Origin of the sequence: Pauljensenia sp. 27098_8_83 (genome assembly GCF_041432695.1) — a bacterium.
Lineage (GTDB): Bacteria > Actinomycetota > Actinomycetes > Actinomycetales > Actinomycetaceae > Pauljensenia.
In genome coordinates this window covers 57,725-73,301 of record NZ_JAPWAD010000012.1, presented here as the reverse complement: position 1 = coordinate 73,301, position 15,577 = coordinate 57,725, and the positions used below count along the sequence as shown (strand labels likewise).

General features: G+C 63.6%; 16 protein-coding genes and 1 other RNA gene. 7 read left to right on the top strand and 10 right to left on the bottom strand.

Going from position 1 to position 15,577, the window contains the following annotated elements:
- Window positions 1-859: recombinase family protein (locus O3656_RS06050; protein ID WP_500063090.1), on the bottom strand; the 859-nt coding region annotated here is incomplete at its 3' end.
- On the opposite strand from O3656_RS06050, the gene O3656_RS06045 reads away from it, so the two are divergent.
- The 5 genes from O3656_RS06045 (at window position 815) to O3656_RS06025 (ending at window position 3,951) form a co-directional block, all read left to right on the top strand.
- Complete coding sequence (locus tag O3656_RS06045; protein WP_500063087.1) at window positions 815-1,006, top strand: hypothetical protein; 192 nt, start codon at window positions 815-817, stop codon at window positions 1,004-1,006. The genes O3656_RS06050 and O3656_RS06045 overlap by 45 nt on opposite strands.
- 1,048 nt (window positions 1,007-2,054) lie before the next feature.
- Window positions 2,055-2,228 (top strand): hypothetical protein, encoded by a 174-nt coding sequence (locus O3656_RS06040; protein ID WP_500063086.1) that lies wholly within the window; start codon window positions 2,055-2,057, stop codon window positions 2,226-2,228.
- A gap of 154 nt (window positions 2,229-2,382) precedes the next feature.
- Entirely contained in the window at window positions 2,383-2,883 is a 501-nt protein-coding gene (locus tag O3656_RS06035) for a hypothetical protein (protein WP_500063085.1), read from the top strand.
- Entirely contained in the window at window positions 2,880-3,245 is a 366-nt protein-coding gene (locus O3656_RS06030; protein ID WP_500063084.1) for a tyrosine-type recombinase/integrase, read from the top strand. Before O3656_RS06035 ends, O3656_RS06030 begins: the two co-directional genes overlap by 4 nt.
- A gap of 88 nt (window positions 3,246-3,333) precedes the next feature.
- Complete coding sequence (locus O3656_RS06025; RefSeq protein ID WP_500063083.1) at window positions 3,334-3,951, top strand: hypothetical protein; 618 nt, start codon at window positions 3,334-3,336, stop codon at window positions 3,949-3,951.
- A 112-nt stretch (window positions 3,952-4,063) separates the two neighbouring features.
- Here the strand turns inward: O3656_RS06025 and O3656_RS06020 are convergent, their stop codons facing one another.
- Window positions 4,064-4,354: a helix-turn-helix domain-containing protein gene (locus O3656_RS06020; RefSeq protein WP_500063082.1), complete on the bottom strand. Its 291-nt coding sequence runs from the start codon at window positions 4,352-4,354 to the stop codon at window positions 4,064-4,066.
- 79 nt (window positions 4,355-4,433) lie between these two features.
- On the opposite strand from O3656_RS06020, the gene O3656_RS06015 reads away from it, so the two are divergent.
- Complete coding sequence (locus tag O3656_RS06015; protein ID WP_500063089.1) at window positions 4,434-4,790, top strand: helix-turn-helix domain-containing protein; 357 nt, start codon at window positions 4,434-4,436, stop codon at window positions 4,788-4,790.
- Complete coding sequence (locus tag O3656_RS06010) at window positions 4,787-5,023, top strand: hypothetical protein (RefSeq protein ID WP_500063081.1); 237 nt, start codon at window positions 4,787-4,789, stop codon at window positions 5,021-5,023. The genes O3656_RS06015 and O3656_RS06010 overlap by 4 nt, the downstream gene beginning before the upstream one ends.
- Window positions 5,024-5,271: 248 nt before the next feature.
- Here the strand turns inward: O3656_RS06010 and ssrA are convergent.
- The 8 genes from ssrA to prfB form a co-directional block, all read right to left on the bottom strand.
- Window positions 5,272-5,649, bottom strand: a transfer-messenger RNA (tmRNA) gene (ssrA, locus tag O3656_RS06005).
- A gap of 100 nt (window positions 5,650-5,749) precedes the next feature.
- Window positions 5,750-7,954, bottom strand: coding sequence for a YhgE/Pip domain-containing protein (locus tag O3656_RS06000; RefSeq protein ID WP_500063080.1), 2,205 nt, complete (start codon window positions 7,952-7,954; stop codon window positions 5,750-5,752).
- A complete protein-coding gene (locus tag O3656_RS05995; RefSeq protein ID WP_500063079.1) occupies window positions 7,951-10,641 on the bottom strand; it encodes a YhgE/Pip family protein in 2,691 nt (896 codons plus the stop codon). The genes O3656_RS06000 and O3656_RS05995 overlap by 4 nt, the downstream gene beginning before the upstream one ends.
- An 18-nt stretch (window positions 10,642-10,659) precedes the next feature.
- Window positions 10,660-11,187, bottom strand: a complete 528-nt coding sequence (gene smpB, locus O3656_RS05990) for an SsrA-binding protein SmpB (protein WP_500063078.1) — start codon at window positions 11,185-11,187, stop codon at window positions 10,660-10,662.
- Window positions 11,188-11,272: 85 nt separating this feature from the next.
- Window positions 11,273-12,547 carry a peptidoglycan DD-metalloendopeptidase family protein gene (locus tag O3656_RS05985; RefSeq protein WP_500063077.1) on the bottom strand — a complete coding sequence of 425 codons (1,275 nt, stop codon included), beginning with the start codon at window positions 12,545-12,547 and terminating at the stop codon, window positions 11,273-11,275.
- A gap of 5 nt (window positions 12,548-12,552) precedes the next feature.
- Window positions 12,553-13,467, bottom strand: coding sequence for a permease-like cell division protein FtsX (gene ftsX / locus O3656_RS05980; RefSeq protein WP_500063076.1), 915 nt, complete (start codon window positions 13,465-13,467; stop codon window positions 12,553-12,555).
- 5 nt (window positions 13,468-13,472) lie between these two features.
- On the bottom strand, window positions 13,473-14,162 hold the full coding sequence (gene ftsE / locus O3656_RS05975; RefSeq protein WP_048724634.1) for a cell division ATP-binding protein FtsE: 690 nt from the start codon (window positions 14,160-14,162) through the stop codon (window positions 13,473-13,475).
- A gap of 191 nt (window positions 14,163-14,353) precedes the next feature.
- Window positions 14,354-15,475, bottom strand: a complete 1,122-nt coding sequence (prfB, locus tag O3656_RS05970) for a peptide chain release factor 2 (protein WP_500063075.1) — start codon at window positions 15,473-15,475, stop codon at window positions 14,354-14,356.
- Between the last annotated feature and the right edge of the window lie 102 nt (window positions 15,476-15,577).

Here is a 15,577-nt window from a genome sequence, read left to right as displayed (position 1 = left end):
AATAGTGCTTGGCTCCCGTCTTGCTCGTGCCCGAGACACCCTGCATGGAACCTCCGCACTCGCCGCAGTAGAGCTTGTCCGTCAGCCAGTAGCGCGGCGCATCCTGCGCCTGTACGCTCGCCTTTCTCCTTGAGCCATTGCGCTTGTTCTCGGCGAGCCTCCTCTGCGCCCTGTCGAACAGCTCCTCATCCACAATCTGAGGAATCCCGCCCTCGACGGTGACGCCGCCGTGGCGGTACTCGCCGATATACGCCCTGTTCTTGAGCAGCTTGTCCACGGTCTTGACGCCAAAGAGCGCACCCCGCGTCGTCCGAAGCCCCTTGGCGTTGAAGTCGTCGCAGATGGACAGCATCGCTTCGCCGTCCGCGTAGCGCGTGAACATCGCTACCACGAACGGAGCTACCGCATCATCCACGACGTAGTGCTTATCCCCGTCCACACCATAGCCCCATACCTTGTGCCCATTATAGAGGGCGTGCTCGGCGTTGTAGGCCATGCCTCGTCTGATGTTGACGGACAGTTGCCTTGAGTAGAACTCGGCCACGCCCTCCATCATCGTCTCCATGAGCACCGACTCCGGCGAGTCATCCGGCGTGGGCTCCGCGATAAGACAGATGCGGCACCCGGCGTCGCGAATCCGCCGTTTCGCGTCCGCAAGCTCGAATCGGTCACACCCCAGCCTGTCCGTCTTCCACAGGATGACGGCTGCCGGTCTTATCGTGCCCACCTCGGAGAGCATGAGCTGGTACTGCGGACGGTCGCTCGTCGTGCCCGACATGGCGGCGTCCTCGTACTCCTTCACGATGTTGTATCCGTGAGCCTTGGCGAACGCCTGCGCCTGCTCCCGCTGCTGGTCTATCGACGCCTCGTTCTGACTATGCGACGAGAAGCGTTAGCAGGCTATGGCGAGGTCATTGTCGTTTTGCTTGAATTGTTTGCTCATCGTTCAGTTGCTATCGCCTACAGCGCATCCTCTAGCTCATCTTCTGAATACCCGAACGTGTAATCCTCGTCCTTACCGTTTGAAGCCCAAATCAGCGCGGCATCATATACGCTCAGACTTTCGCTATCTTCCTCATCATCCGCATACCCTGAAGAACAGTAATCGCACTGGTACGTTTCTCCGTCCCAGTTACCCCAAGAATCAAGCACACGTCTCATCCTATGCCCGCATTCAGGACACATTGCATATCTACTCATAAAAAAGTCCTCCTTAAATATTTCCCTAATCGTTGATGTACTGATGTAGCCATTCAGGCATGTTCGGGTCGTCTACAGACCAAGACTTGTGACTGTGCTCCCGTCGAGTCTGTGCTCATTCCAGTAGTAATTTTGCTTGCCATAGCCCTTCTACTCGTTCGCGGTATAGATTGTTGACATTTGCTATTCTCCTTCTTGAATCGAGTTGTGATTATCTACATACTCCTTCGCCGCAAGGTACAGGAACGCAGACAGAGAGAGGCCGTACCTCTCGGCACAGCCCCCAAGCTCATCACACTCGCTGTCCGTGAGCGATATGGACACAGACACGCGCTTCTCTTTCTTATTACCATCTTTCATCGGAACCGCCAGACATAAATCGCGCATATATGTGTCTATTATACCACGGAATGACTCTGTACACAATAGATCTTGTGTAAGTCTTAGTAATACTGGCTCTCGTCATCGTGCTTGTGCTCATCGGCCTCTAACAGGTTGCCAAACCGTAGCCACATCCCCTCTCGAACATCTCCACCGCTTGCTCCCGAAGCAAACGATCATGCCTCACACATACATCCACAGGCACGAAAAGCCTCCCATTCCTCGGACTTCAATTTCAATGTCCAAGAAACGGGAGGCAGTTCACAATGGAAACCCGGGGTTTGAGGTGGGTGGAGACGGGGAAATTGTTGGGCCGTGCTCCTGACGATCCGCGTGCGTGTGTGGAAAAGTCGGAATTTGGCGACCTGCCGCTAATTGCCCACGATTCCATACGTCCCATATATCCTGTATAGCCAGTCCGCTATGCTGTGCGTGTACCCATTTTGCACCCACAAGCGCGGAGGGCGGACACGATGGGAAGGCAGTCATTCGGGACCATCAACAAGCGCGGAACGGCCTCGCGTCCACGTTACCGCGCCCGATTCGACGACCCTACCTACACCGGCCCTGGCCGCGCGCCCCGCATCTCCGCTCCGCACACTTTCCCGACGAAGCGTGAGGCGGAGATCTGGCTCGCTGCGCAGTGATCGGCCATTGCTGCCGGCACGTGGGAACATCCAGACGCCATCGCCGCCCGTGACGCCGAGGCCGCCCGCCAGCAGTCACTCAGGGGCCTGACTACGGCCGAGTGGGCCAACGAATGGCTCGCCGACCTCGAGCGCACCGCCGCAGCAGCATGCTGTGCAAACGGCGCTCGGATCTACGCCGGCACGTACTCCCTACCTCGGCGACCAGGAGCTGACGGCGCTGACGCCAGCATCACTCGCACAGTGGTGGGCCAACCTCGACGCGACGCCGGGCGCGCGAAAAAACGCCTACGAAACCATGCGCGCACTCCTCAACGCAGCCGCCGCCGATGACCGCACATTCCTGGAGTCCAGCCCGCTGCGAATCAAGGGCGGCGCGAGGGAGGCGCGCATCATCTCGAAATTCCTCTACACGCCCGGCCAGGTCGCCGCGCTCGCGGACGCGATGCCCGAGCCATATCGCGCGCTGGTCGCCATGCTGGCGGACGCGGGCCTGCGGATCAACGAGGCGCTCGGGCTCACGCGCGCCTCAATCCTCGAGCGCGAGGACGGCGGCATGAGCGTGCGGGTGGAGGCGTCACGCATCGCATCGGCAGGCATCTGGAGACCGGGCCAACGAAGACAACCGCGGGTGTGCGGACCGTGGCCCTCATGACCTCGACCGCTACCACGATGCGCACTCATCTGCGTGACCATGTCGCACCCGGCCCGCAGGCAATCCTGTTCCCGGCACTGCGCGGCTCGGGCTATGCGCGCGACACGGCGCTCAGACGCCTGCTCACTGCCGCGCAGGCCGCCGCAGGTATCGAGATCCCAGACGGGCACTCCGGCGGCTGGCACGCACTCCGCCACTACTCAGCCACCAGGTATGGCCAGGCGGGTGCCACGACGCGCGCCCTGATGGCACGGTACGGCTGGTCTGACCCGGACATGGCCGCGCGCTATCAGCGCTCTGATGAGGCCTACGAGCTGGAAATGATCGCGCGCATGGAGGCCCGCGCAGCCAGCGTGCAGTAGCGTCATGAACGGGCCATGAGGGTGATTTGCGAGAAACCGCGCTTGCGGAAATATGTACAGAAAGAGCAAACAAAGCTACCATGGCGCCATGGCAAATAGGGCTAGGAAAGGAGAACAGCATGACTGCAATGCCGATACCGGCGCGTCGTCGCAAGACGCTAGTCCTAACGGGAGCGAGGTCAGTGTTCGACCTGACGGGAGCCAGGAGCTATCGAGCGATGAGACAGCAGCTCCCGGAGGTACAGCCCAGAACCCCGGACCTGTTGCTGCGCGACTCGGCGAGCACTCTCACGAGAGTGAAGATCGAGGAGCCGCAGAGGAAGAAGCAGCTCAGCAAATAGGTCAGCAAGTACTTGCGTTCATCCAGGAGAACCACCTGCATGCGCCAATCGTCTTGCCAGACCCAAAGGAGCTGGCCGAGCTGCGCAGCAATGCGCCAGAGATCTACGACCTCTATGTGAAGGCTGTTGAAACCGCAATTGAAGATGAGTCGTTCACAAGGCGCGCCCCCTTCGAGATCCCAGACAGGTTCACGAGGCGCGGACAGTACCTCGGCTTCGTGTCGGTACTAGTGTCGCTCGGAGTCGTCGCATATGCGATCTATACCGGCCATACACTAATTGCTGGCATCATCGGGGCGTTGGACCTTGTCGCGCTCGCAGCGGTGTTCGTAGCGCCGGACCGCGCAAGCAAGGACGAAGAATAACGCACCTGAACCCAGTGAGATGCCCCGCAGTCAAACGACTGTGGGGCATCTTCACGTCGGAGGAGCAACATCGATACTTATGGCCCCAAAAATGAGGCACGAAAACCGTGAATCACGACAGTTCCTGTGAGGCCACTGCGGTACTCGCGAGCGAGGACGGAGTGCGTCGTTCCGCTTCGGCTGCGACTGCGGAGCAGCGGACATTGAGGGCGTCGCACATGGTCCAAAAGTCAGTGATGGTGCAAGTTGCGTCACCCGCGAAGATTTTGTAGCACCTAGCACGTGTAATCCCGGCACGCTTTGCGAGTCGGTCGACGGTTAGGCCTTTCAGCCGAATCTGCTCCTTGAGAGTGTCAATGACGGCGCGCTCAAAGGGGCTCGACTTTAGCGATCTGCTTCCCATGAGGTAAGTATATCTATTTATGTAGACGTAGGCCGCGTGAAGCCAGCTTGCAAACTCCACAAATGGAGACTTACATAGTATTCATCAGTCTACACATATAGAAACGAGATCTGAACTGACGGTAGCTGCACAGATCAGGGAATTCGCCCGTGAAAAGGGGCTCACGCAAAACGCGCTTGCCGCAAAGGCGCGTATGAGCCGCGCGAGCCTCTCACTCAAACTCAATGGGCACCGCGCTTTCACGCTGCCGGAGGTCGAGCGCCTCGCAGCGGCGCTAGGCACTACACCGCAAGACCTCATTGCCCGCACTGAGCGAAGGGGAAGCCTTGAGGAGCAGACGGCATCACGTGCCGGGTACGCGATCCAGGACGCTGCGTCGGGGTCGGTCATTCTGCAGGCTCGCCGCGTTGATCGGGATGGCGGTGACGAGGAATGACCTGCCAGAACGTGATGCTGGGGCGCACGGTCGCGCTGACCACCGCCGCTTGTCTCGGATTGGTCATCTTGATATCTGACACGGTCGTCGAGGTAATTGGTGACATTCGCGAGCGCCGCAGGCGTGAAGCGGCTAAATCTCCCTCGTCGGCGGGGCGCTGCCACGTGTGTGTGCGTGGTGCTCTGCGCTCCGCCGATGAGGATTCTCCCGCTGAGCATGGCGACGCGGGATGAGGCGGGAAGCGCCGGAGCCGGTCGCATACCGGGTGCACACATTTGCGCAGCTGATTGAAGCGTCGGGCTCGGGTGTTCGTAAGTGATCGCGTCGGGCACGATGCATAGCACAAGCCAGAATGAATGTGATCCGCAAAACAAATGCAGCGTGGTGCGCCGCCGTCCAGCGGCAGTGCGTCACGCTACGTGTACCCATTCCGTACCCATCATGGGGGCTAAGTGTTGCAATTGCAGCGATAAATGGGCTGTTGTGGAGATGGGGGGAATCGAACCCCCGTCCAATGGCCGGCCCCGAATTCTTCTCCGAGCGCAGTCTACGGTTTTATTTCTCAGCCCCCAGCATTGCGTAGACACACCGCCAGATAGGCTCAGTTGATTAAGTGTCGGAGGCACCCCACCAACATGGGCGACTCCCAGTGGCTCCCTAGACGACGCCAGACACCGGGCCGAAAGCAACTCCCGGGCTGACGGACTAAAGGTTCAGGCTGCGATATCAGGCAGCGAGAACGTAGTCGGTGCGATTCTGTTCGGCACCTATTGGTTTGCACGCATCGTTAACGAGATGAGCGTACATCCTCGGCTCGCTTCACTTCGATCGACGACCACTGTCGAAACCGATCATCCCCTCTTGAGTTTTCAACTCCCCGACGCCCAGCGTTACCGCAGACCGTCGGACACATCAGTCTACGCCCGCATCCCCCACCCGTCAAGGGAAAAACCGACGCCTCAGAGCAGCTTCGTGGACTCCAGCTTCTCCACCATGCGCCGGTTCTTACGCACCAGCAGCGGGCGCAGCGCCAACCCCAGGAACGCGGCAAACAGGATGAAGGAAGCCAGGGACAACATGGCGTCCCCGTACTCGTGACCCGCGTACCCCGCGATCGACGCGCGCAGCGCAGTGATCGCGTGCGTGGCCGGCAGGAACGGGGAAACGGAGGAGAAGAAGGAGGGCAGGATCGCCAGCGGGAACGCTCCCCCGGCGCCCGAAATCTGCAGGACCAGGAGCAGCACGCCCAGGGCCTTGCCCACATTCCCGAATGTCGCAATGAGCGTGTACATGAGGAACGAGAACACGACGGCCGTCAGCCACAGGGTGCCCATGAACTGCAGCGGGTGAGCGTGTTGGACCTTCAGGAAGTACAGGTCACCCAGCCCCACCAGGGTCGCCTGGGTGAGCGCGATCGTCCCAAAAATCAGGTAGCGGCCCAGGTACCCGGCGGCCAGGCCGACGGGCTTCGCGGTCAGGGTCGCGCGCAGCGGGTCACCCTCGGGTAGGCCGTCGGCGACGTTGGAGTCCGTGACGTCCGAGCGCAGCGACACGACCATCAGGATGGAGCCCACCCACAGCGCCAGGATCGTGTACAGGGGCGCCATCTGGGAGCCGAAGTTCGCGACCGGGTAGACGGGAGTCTTCTCCACGCCCACGGGTGCCGCGATGGCCGCCGCCAGGGCCTCGGGATTATTCCCGATGATGGTCCCGAGCGTCGTCAGGTCGCCACTGGCAAGCGCCTCGCTGATCGAAGCGTGCAGGGAGTCCAGCTTTCCGGCCGCCTCGCGCAGGCTCGTGGCCGCGCCGGTCAGGTTGTCGCGCAGCTGGGTGAGCCCCTCGCGCGCGCTCCCGCTCCCGTTCGAGGCCGCGGAGGTCGCGCCCTCCAGCGACGTGCGGGCGGCACTCAGGGAGGATTGGGCCGAGGCCAGGGTAGAGGCCAGCGATTCGAGCTGAGGCCGCAGGTTGGTCTCGTAGTCGGAGGACAGGCCGTCGACCGCGGAGCGCGCCTGAGCGATCAGGCCGTTCACCGTGTCATGCCCGGCCTGCGCGTTCGCGACCTTGGAGTCCAGCTCGGAGGCGGAGGAACGCAGTCCGTTTGCAACCGCGGTCAACCGGTCTGAGGCGGCCTGCAGGCGGTCCAGCGAGGACTGGGAGACGGGCGAGCCGGGCAATGCCTCCAGCGTCGACTTGATCGATGCGAAGCTGGCGGCCTGCGTGTCCAGCACGGAGGCCTGCGAGCGCAGCGTCGAGGCCGCGTCCGATGCGCTCGTCGAGCCGTTCGCATACACGTTCTCGACGGCGCTCGACAGGGAGGACAGCGAGGACTGCGAGGAGGAGATCGCGTCGGACACCGAGGAGACCGCCGCCGACGCAGCGGATCCGAGTCCGCTCGCTCCGGCCTGAGCGCTCGAGACCGCGGACTGCGCGGAACCCTTCGCGCTGCCCAGCCCGTCCACGAGCGTGGTCGTCGAGTCGATGAGCGTCACCGAGGAGCCCACGAGGGACGCGTAGGCATCCGCACTATCGGCCGCGGTACGCAGGCGCGAGGCGACCGTCTGCACGCGATTATCGAGGGCCGTCACCGTGTTGACCGCGGTCGGCGACGACAGCGCGTCCCCCACCGACGTCGCCGTATCGAGGGCAACCTCGGAGAGCGTCTGCACGAAGATCTGGTTCACCTGGGCGCTCACGGCCTCGGCACCCTGCCCGGCGATCTTCGGCGAGATGCCGTTCTTCTTCTCGTTGACGTAGTAGGTCATCGGCGCGGAGGAGGCTCCCCCGTCGAAGAAGGTGAGCATCTCCTGGGAGAAGTCCGACGGGATGACGATGGCCGCGTAGTACTCACCCGAGCGCGTCCCCTCGACCGCCTCGTCCTCGGACGCGATGACCCAGTCGAAGTTGTCGTTCTTACGCAGCGCGGACACCACGGAATCGCCGATGTTGACGTGCAGCGGTACCAGGTCCGACTTGTAGCCCGCGTCCGTGTTCGCAATCGCGATGCGCAGGCTCTTCGTGTTCCCGAACGGGTCCCACGACGCCGCCACGTTGAACCACGTGAACAGCGACGGAATGACGACCAGGCCGAAGACAACGACGCTGGCGATGAGGGAACGATGCGCGCGGCGCAGGTCGGCGCGGTAGATAGCCCAGATGGTCCTCACTGCTGCTCTCCCTTCGCCGCCTCCGATGCTTCGCCCGCGCCGTCCTCATCGACGAGGCCAGGGTCGGCCTCGTCCGCGTCCTCTCCCCCGCGCTCACCCAGGGTTGAGGCGAGCGCCGACGAGATCGACGCGCCCACGGCGGCCGCGCCAAGCGCGAGACGCGATCGCGCGCCCTGCACGCGGCGGGTGAGCAGGGAACGCACGTCCTGCTCGTCCATGGCACCGAGGAGCTGCTGACGCGCCAAGGCCTCGCGCAGGTACTCCAGCCCAATCAGGAAAGTGATGACGAGGAGGACCCAGACGATCCAGGCACCCAGAATGATCGGCACCTCCGCCACATTCGCGACGGACAGCACCGCCAGAGCCACCGGCACGATAACCCCGAGAATGATGGCGGCGCGGCGAATCGTCGGGTAACGACGTTCGAAGCGCGCGGCACGCCCACTCACCGAGCGCTGGAAACCGTCGTGATCGGCCAGGGCCGCCACGATCTGGGTGAGGCGATAGCGGTTCGAAGGAACGCGCGTGGCCTCGGCCAGGAAGAGCCCGGAGGAGGCCAGGTCGCGCGTGATCATCGCGTTCAGGTTCACCAAGAACGGACGTAGCGCGAGGCCGATCGCGAACGCAACCAGCGCCTCGGCACCGAGAACCGCCAGGCACGACAGGTAGGTGTGCCCATAGAACCCGGCCACGATCTCACGCAGCGCATTAACACCGTAGGTAAAGGGGAACAGCGGGTGCAGGAAGCGGAAGAAGGACGGGAGCATCTCGATCGGATACAGGCCGGCGGAACCGGGAATCTGCATGACCATGATGATGACGCACAGGCCCTTGCCGATGTGCTGGAAGCACGTGGAAAGCATGTAGACGATCGAGGTGAACACCAGCGAGATGATCATCGCCGTCCCCACGAAACCCAGTCGGGAGACCGTCTGCACGCCGATGATGAGGTCGCCGATCGACACGACGAGCGCCTGGATGACCCCGAAGAACGCGAGCAGCATCCACCGGCCCATGTACTTGGCGGCAGAGGACGTGGGGCCGATGCCCTCCTCATCCACATCGAGCTTGAGGAGGAGGACGAGCGAGAACGCGCCAATCCACAGGGCCAAATTGGTGAACAGCGGGGCCATCGCCGAGCCGTACGCTGCCACGGGGTACACGGCCTTCGTCTCGATCTGCGTCGGCGAGGCCATGAAGGAAGCGATCGAGTCGGCGTTAACACCGAGGGAGCTCGCGAGGTCGCGCAGCGTGTTCGAGGAGGACAGCGAGGAGATGTCCGTGGCCACCGAGTTCAGGTCGGTCGTGATAGCTGCGACGTTCGTGGCGCTCGTCTGAGTCGCCGTCTTCGCCCCGTCCAGGAGGGAATCGAGCTGGTCGAGCAGGCCCGACACCTGGTCGCGCTGGCTGCGCAAGGTGTCGAGGGAGCCGCGCATCGACGAGGATGCGCTCGAGAAATCGTCAAGCGCCGACGAAATCGCGGGAAGCTGGGAGGAGACACCGCTGCGGGCGCTCGTCGCCGAGGCCGACACCGCAGCGGAGGCGTCGGAGGCCGACGTCAGCGCGTTCGTGATCGATGAGGATGACGCCGAGAGGTCCGAGTTGAGGGTCGTCAGGTTCCCGAGGGCCGCGGACAGCGCGGTGTTCTGGTTCGTCAGGTCCGCCAGAGCCGTCCCCGCGGCGGGCAGGTTCCCAATCCCTAGGGCATTCAGCTCCGTGAGCACCTCGCCCACCGAGTCGTTAATCGACGTGCCCTCAGTGAGCAGGCCACCCACGCGTCCGGACGCACCCTGCACCGCACCGTCGAGAGTGCCCGCGTCCGCAGAGACCCCCGCAAGGGCGCTCGCCGCGTTCGAGGACAGGCCGTCGAGGGCACCGCCCATCTGACCGGAGAATGAGGCCAGCGAGGTGCGCGAGTCGCCCACCAGCTGGTCCGCCTGGTCCAGGGACGCTGACAGATCCGAAGCTGCGCTATCCAGGTCGCTCAGGGTCGCGCGCGCCGAGGCCACCGAAGCCTTCGCCGCGTCGATCTTCTCCCCCACACCCTCCAGGGTCTGCGAGGCACTGCCCAGCTTCGCCGAGGCCTCGGACACCGAAGCAGACACGTCCGAACGCTTCTGGTCAGCGTTGTTCGCGATGCTCACCCCGGCCTCGGACGCCTTCTCCGACAAAACCTTGGCCACCGTCGACACGAACGCCGAGTTGATCTGGCGATCCAACGCCGTCGCACCCGCCCCCGTGATCTTGGGGGCCACCGCGTTGTTCTTCTCGTTGACGTAATACTGGATATTCGGCTTGACGTACGTACCGTCAACGATGCCCGTCAGGTCACGGGAGAAAGACGCCGGGATGATGAAGGCCGCGTATGAATCGCCGCGCTCGACCTCCGCACGGGCCTCGTCCGCGCTCACGAAGTGCCAACCCAGCTGATCGTTCTGCTTCAGCTGATTCTCAAGCATCGCGCCCACGTTCACGGTGCCGATCCGGTCCTTGGTCGCGCCCTCGTCCTCGTTCGCCACCGCCACGCGGATGTGGGAGGTCTGCGAGTACGGGTCCCAGAACCCGACGATGTTGAACCACGCGTAGAGCGCGGGCACGAATGCCATACCGATGATGACAATCCACGCGGCCGGAACACGCACCAGCCTCAGCAGATCACGACGAAAAATCCTGACGGGACCCCGCACGGAATCGCCTTCTTTCCCCTATCGGCGGGCCTGCTTGACGTAGCGGCGCATCGCGCGCTCGGCCTCGCGCTGGTCCTGCTTTTCGCGCAGCGCCTGGCGCTTATCCCATTCCTGCTTGCCCTTGGCCAGGGCGATTTCGACCTTGACGCGGCCGCCGATGAAGTAGAGCTCCAGCGGCACGATCGTGTAGCCCTTCGCGGCCACCCGGTCCTGCATGCGCTCGATCTCCGCGCGGTGCAGCAGCAGCTTGCGCTTGCGAGTCGGCGCGTGGTTCGTCCACGAACCCTGGGAGTACAGGGGAATGTTCGCGCCGTAGAGCCACGCCTCTCCCCCGTTGATCTCGACCCACGCATCCACGAGGGAAGCGCGGCCCATGCGCAGCGCCTTCACCTCGGTGCCCATGAGAGCCAGGCCGGCCTCCCACGTGTCTTCAATCGTGTAGTCGTGGCGCGCCTTCTTGTTGCGGGCGATCGTCTTCTTCGCGTCGGAGGCAGCCTTGGCGCGCTGCCCCTCCGTGAGCTTGGGCTTCTTCCAATCCTTGGGCATGCTGCCTCCTTTCTGACTCGTTTTCCGCGCAACTTGCGGGAAGACCCCCGTAGCAAAACGCTACGAGGGTCCATCCTAACGCGGATTACAAATAATCCATCGGTTCAACGTAGCTTCCGTTCTGAATGACACCAAAATGCAGGTGGCATCCGGTCGCGTAGCCGGTCGAGCCAACCTCACCCAGCGCGTCGCCCGCGTTCACGTACTGACCCGGCGACACGTACTGGGCCTGCATGTGCAGGTACTCGGTGATGACGGAGTTACCGCCGACGAGGCCGTGGTTAATATCCACGTAGTTACCCGCCGAGTAGTCCGAGGACACCGCGTTGACGTAGCCCGAGGCCACAGCGCGAATGATCGTGCCGCAGTCGGCGGCCATGTCGGTGCCCGAGTGGCCCTTCATGATGCCCAGGACCGGGTGGTAGCGCATGCCAAACGGGCTGGTCACGACGATCGGAATGTCGAGCGGGCTACGGAAGCCCGACGCCGACACGTAGGAGGCCCCCGACGCAATGTTTGCCGCGTCGATCGCAGCGAGCTCGGAGCTGCGCGCCTGATAGTCCGCTTCGGCCTGGTCGAGCGAGGCCTGAACCTGGCCCTTCTGGGCATCCCACTCGGCCTGCTTGGCCTGCGCCTGCGTCTTCAGGTTATTGAGCTCCGTGAGCTTGGAGTCAGCCTCGCTCTTCGCGGCCTCAGCCTCGGCTTCGGCCTGCGCGGCCTTCTCCTCCAGGTCGGAAATACGGTCCGTGATCGCGTTCTGACGGGTGGCCTGCGTGCGCTGGGACGAGGAGACATCCAGCGCGGCCGTCATCGTCTGGTTCTCCGTGCGCAGCGCCATGTCGGCGGCCGCCGCACGGTCGGTGATCGACTCCGTACCGCCCGCGGTCAGGGCCACGGCGACCGGATCAACGTTGCCTTCGCGGTACTTACGGCGCACCAGATCGGCAATCGCGCGCTGTGCGTCGTCGGCCTGCGTGGTGGCCTGAGTCAGCGACTGGTCGATGCGGTTCTGCTCGCCCTGGGCAGCATTGAGCTCGCCCAGGATCGTCGCGTGCTCACGCGACTTCGCGTCGTACGTCGCGGTCGCGGACTCGTAGGCGGCCTGCGCCACCGGAATCTGCCCGTTGAGAGCCTGCAGGTCGATGAAGACCTGAGCGAGCGACGCGTCGATACCCTCCAGCTGCGACTGCAGGGCGTTGACCGTTGCCTCGGCCTCTGCGGCTGCGTTCGCGGCGGCGTCGCGCTCGTCGTCGGCGCGAGCAGGCATCGCCTGACTCATCGCCGCGAAGGACGCCACCGCCAGAGCGAGCGCGCCGACGCGCAGCGCGCGACGGCCACGATGATGCAGGAAACGAGACATGAGACTTACGCCTTCGTGTACTTCGCGAGCGAGAACGCCGACGCGATAACCGCCAGCGCGACCGCTGCCAGGACGAGGATCGGCGTCATGATCGCCACCTCGCCCATACCGATAAAGTTCGTCCACCTAAAGGAAGGGGCCATCCAACCCTGGACGATGAAGTGAACGCCCGCGAACAGCGAACCGATCGCGAACACGGCACCCACGAGCGCAGCCAGTGCGCCCTCAATCATGAAGGGGGCCTGAATGAACAGGTTCGAGGCACCCACGTATCGCATGATCTGCGTTTCCTGTTCGCGGCTCATCGCGCTCAGGCGGATCGTCGTCGAGATCAGCAGGATCGCGGCGACGACCATGATGGCACCGAGGCCGAGGGCGGCCGTGCGAGCGGCGCCCAGCACGCGGAACAGGGGCTCGACGACCTCACGCTGGTCGCGGACCTCGGACACGCCGGGGGTCCCGGAGAACTCCTCCTTGACCACCGAGTACTGCTCGGGGTTGACCAGCTTGATACGGAACGCGAACTGGAGCATGTCCGGCGTGGTCCACTGTGTCAGCGCATCGTTGCCGTTGAGACGCTTGAAGTTCTCGTAGGCCTCTTCCTTCGTCTCCTCGTACACGTTCGCCACGTACGGGCTCATCTCGGAGGAGGCCAGCTTTTGGCGCACCGCGTCGATCTGCGCATCGGTCGCCTCGGTTGCGTTGCAATTCGCGGCCGCGTCGTTGATCGCGCACATGTAGATCGTGACCTCGATCTTGTCGTACCACTCCGACTTCATCTTGGACACCTGCATCTGGGTCAGGCCCGCGATGCCCACGAAGAGGAGGGACACGAAGGTCACGAGGATGACGGCGACGCTCATCGCGCGGTTACGCGACAGGCCCTTGCCGACCTCGGACAGAATAAAACGAAGTTTCACTGGTGTTACCTCCCGGCCCCGTAGACGCCGCGGTTCTGATCGCGCACGACGTCGCCGGCCTCTAGCTCGATGACTCGCTTACGCATCTGGTTGACGATGTCGGCGTCGTGGGTGGCCATGACGACGGTCGTGCCCGTGCGGTTGATTCGATCCAGGAGGCGCATGATGCCCAGCGACGTCTCCGGGTCCAGGTTGCCGGTGGGCTCATCCGCGAGCAGCAGCTCGGGACGATTCACCATGGCACGCGCGATAGCGACGCGCTGCTCCTCGCCGCCGGAGAGTTCGTGCGGCAGACGCGACTCCTTGCCGGACAGACCCACCAGCTCGAGCGCGTCCGGGACCGAGGTTTCGATCGCGTGACGCGGCTTTCCGATGACCTGCATGGCCAGCGCGACGTTCTCGTACACGGTCTTAGAAGGCAGCAGTCGGAAGTCCTGGAAGACCGTGCCGATCTGGCGGCGCAGCTTCGGGACCGCCCACGTGGACAGCTTGGACACGTCCTTGCCGAGCACCCACACCTTGCCGCTGGTCGCCTTCATTTCGCGCATGACGAGCTGCAGGAACGTGGACTTGCCGGAACCCGACTTGCCAACGAGGAACACGAACTCTTCGCGTTCCACCTCCAGCGAGACGTGGTCCAGCGCGGGCTGGGCACCAGGTGTGTACACCATGGTGACATCATCAAAACGAATCATGGGACCGTCCGATCGGGGTCAATAGTCCCTGTCAGATTAGGTAACGATCGGGTCACGCCCCTGCTGCGACACGCGGAAAACCGCCGGTGTGTCACTCAGCCCTCCGCCCGGGACGCCTTGGACACGCGCGCGGCCTCGGCCTCGTGCATAAATCGACGAGGCCGAGGCCGGGTGATGCGTTGCCGCGCGTCTCAGTCCTGGGCGGCGTTCTGCTCGTTCTTGCGCCAGCGGATACCGGCGTTGATGAAGCCATCAATGTCGCCATCGAAGACGGACTGGGGGTTGCCCGACTCGTACTCGGTGCGCAGGTCCTTGACCATCTGATACGGCTGGAGGACGTAGGAGCGCATCTGGTCGCCCCACGAGGCCTTGACGTCGCCGGCGAGCTCCTTCTTCTTCGCCTGCTCTTCCTCGTGGCGCAAAACGAGGAGGCGGGACTGCAGGACTCGCAGGGCGGCCGCGCGGTTTTGGATCTGGGACTTCTCATCCTGCATGGACACGACGATGCCCGTGGGGATGTGGGTCATACGCACGGCCGAGTCGGTCGTGTTCACGGACTGGCCGCCGGGGCCCGAGGAACGGAAGACGTCGACCTTCAGCTCGGACTCGGGGATCTCGATGTGGTCCGTCGTCTCGATGAGGGGAATGACTTCGACGGCCGCGAAGGACGTCTGGCGGCGCCCCTGGTTATCGAAGGGGCTGATACGCACGAGGCGATGGGTGCCGGCCTCGACGCTCAGCGTGCCGTAGGCGTAGGGGGCCTGAACCTCGAAGGTCGCCGACTTCAGGCCCGCCTCTTCCGCGTAGGAGGTGTCCATGACCTTCGTCGGGTAGCCGTGACGCTCGGCCCAGCGCAGGTACATGCGCAGGAGGATCTCGGCGAAGTCGGCGGCGTCCACGCCGCCCGCGCCGCTTCGGATCGTAATGACGGCGTTGCGCTCGTCGTACTCGCCGTCCAGCAGCGTGCGGATCTCCAGGTCACTCAAGTCCTTGCGGAGCTTGTCCAGATCAGCCTCGGCCTCGGCCAGAATGTCGGCACTCTCGTCCGGGTCCTCGGCAGCCATGTCCACCATGGCCTCCAGGTCGTCGATGCGCTCGCTCATCTGCGTGACGCGGTCGAGCTCGCTCTGGCGGTGGCTGAGCGCGCTCGTCACAGCCTGGGCGGCGCTCGGGTCGTCCCACAGGTCGGGCGCGGCCGCCTTCTCGTTCAGCTCGGCGATCTGCTCGCGCAGCTTGTCCGGCTGCACGACCGCGAGGATGTTCTCCATCGTGGTGCGCAGGGACGGGATCTCTTCAGAAAATTCAATGGCCACCCATCCAGGGTAGCGGATCGGGCGGCCAACGAGGAACGCTAGGGCACGACGGTGGCCGGGCTTACTCCCCCGATCAGCCGCAGAGACGACGGTGCCCCGACG

Coding starts and splice junctions, on each gene's coding strand:
- O3656_RS06040 (WP_500063086.1), top strand. CDS start 2,055: ATGGGAAGGCAGTCATTCGGGACCATCAACAAGCGCGGAACGGCCTCG.
- O3656_RS06030 (WP_500063084.1), top strand. CDS start 2,880: ATGACCTCGACCGCTACCACGATGCGCACTCATCTGCGTGACCATGTC.
- O3656_RS06025 (WP_500063083.1), top strand. CDS start 3,334: ATGGCAAATAGGGCTAGGAAAGGAGAACAGCATGACTGCAATGCCGAT.
- O3656_RS06020 (WP_500063082.1), bottom strand. CDS start 4,354: ATGGGAAGCAGATCGCTAAAGTCGAGCCCCTTTGAGCGCGCCGTCATT.
- O3656_RS06010 (WP_500063081.1), top strand. CDS start 4,787: ATGACCTGCCAGAACGTGATGCTGGGGCGCACGGTCGCGCTGACCACC.
- smpB (WP_500063078.1), bottom strand. CDS start 11,187: ATGCCCAAGGATTGGAAGAAGCCCAAGCTCACGGAGGGGCAGCGCGCC.
- O3656_RS05985 (WP_500063077.1), bottom strand. CDS start 12,547: ATGTCTCGTTTCCTGCATCATCGTGGCCGTCGCGCGCTGCGCGTCGGC.
- ftsE (WP_048724634.1), bottom strand. CDS start 14,162: ATGATTCGTTTTGATGATGTCACCATGGTGTACACACCTGGTGCCCAG.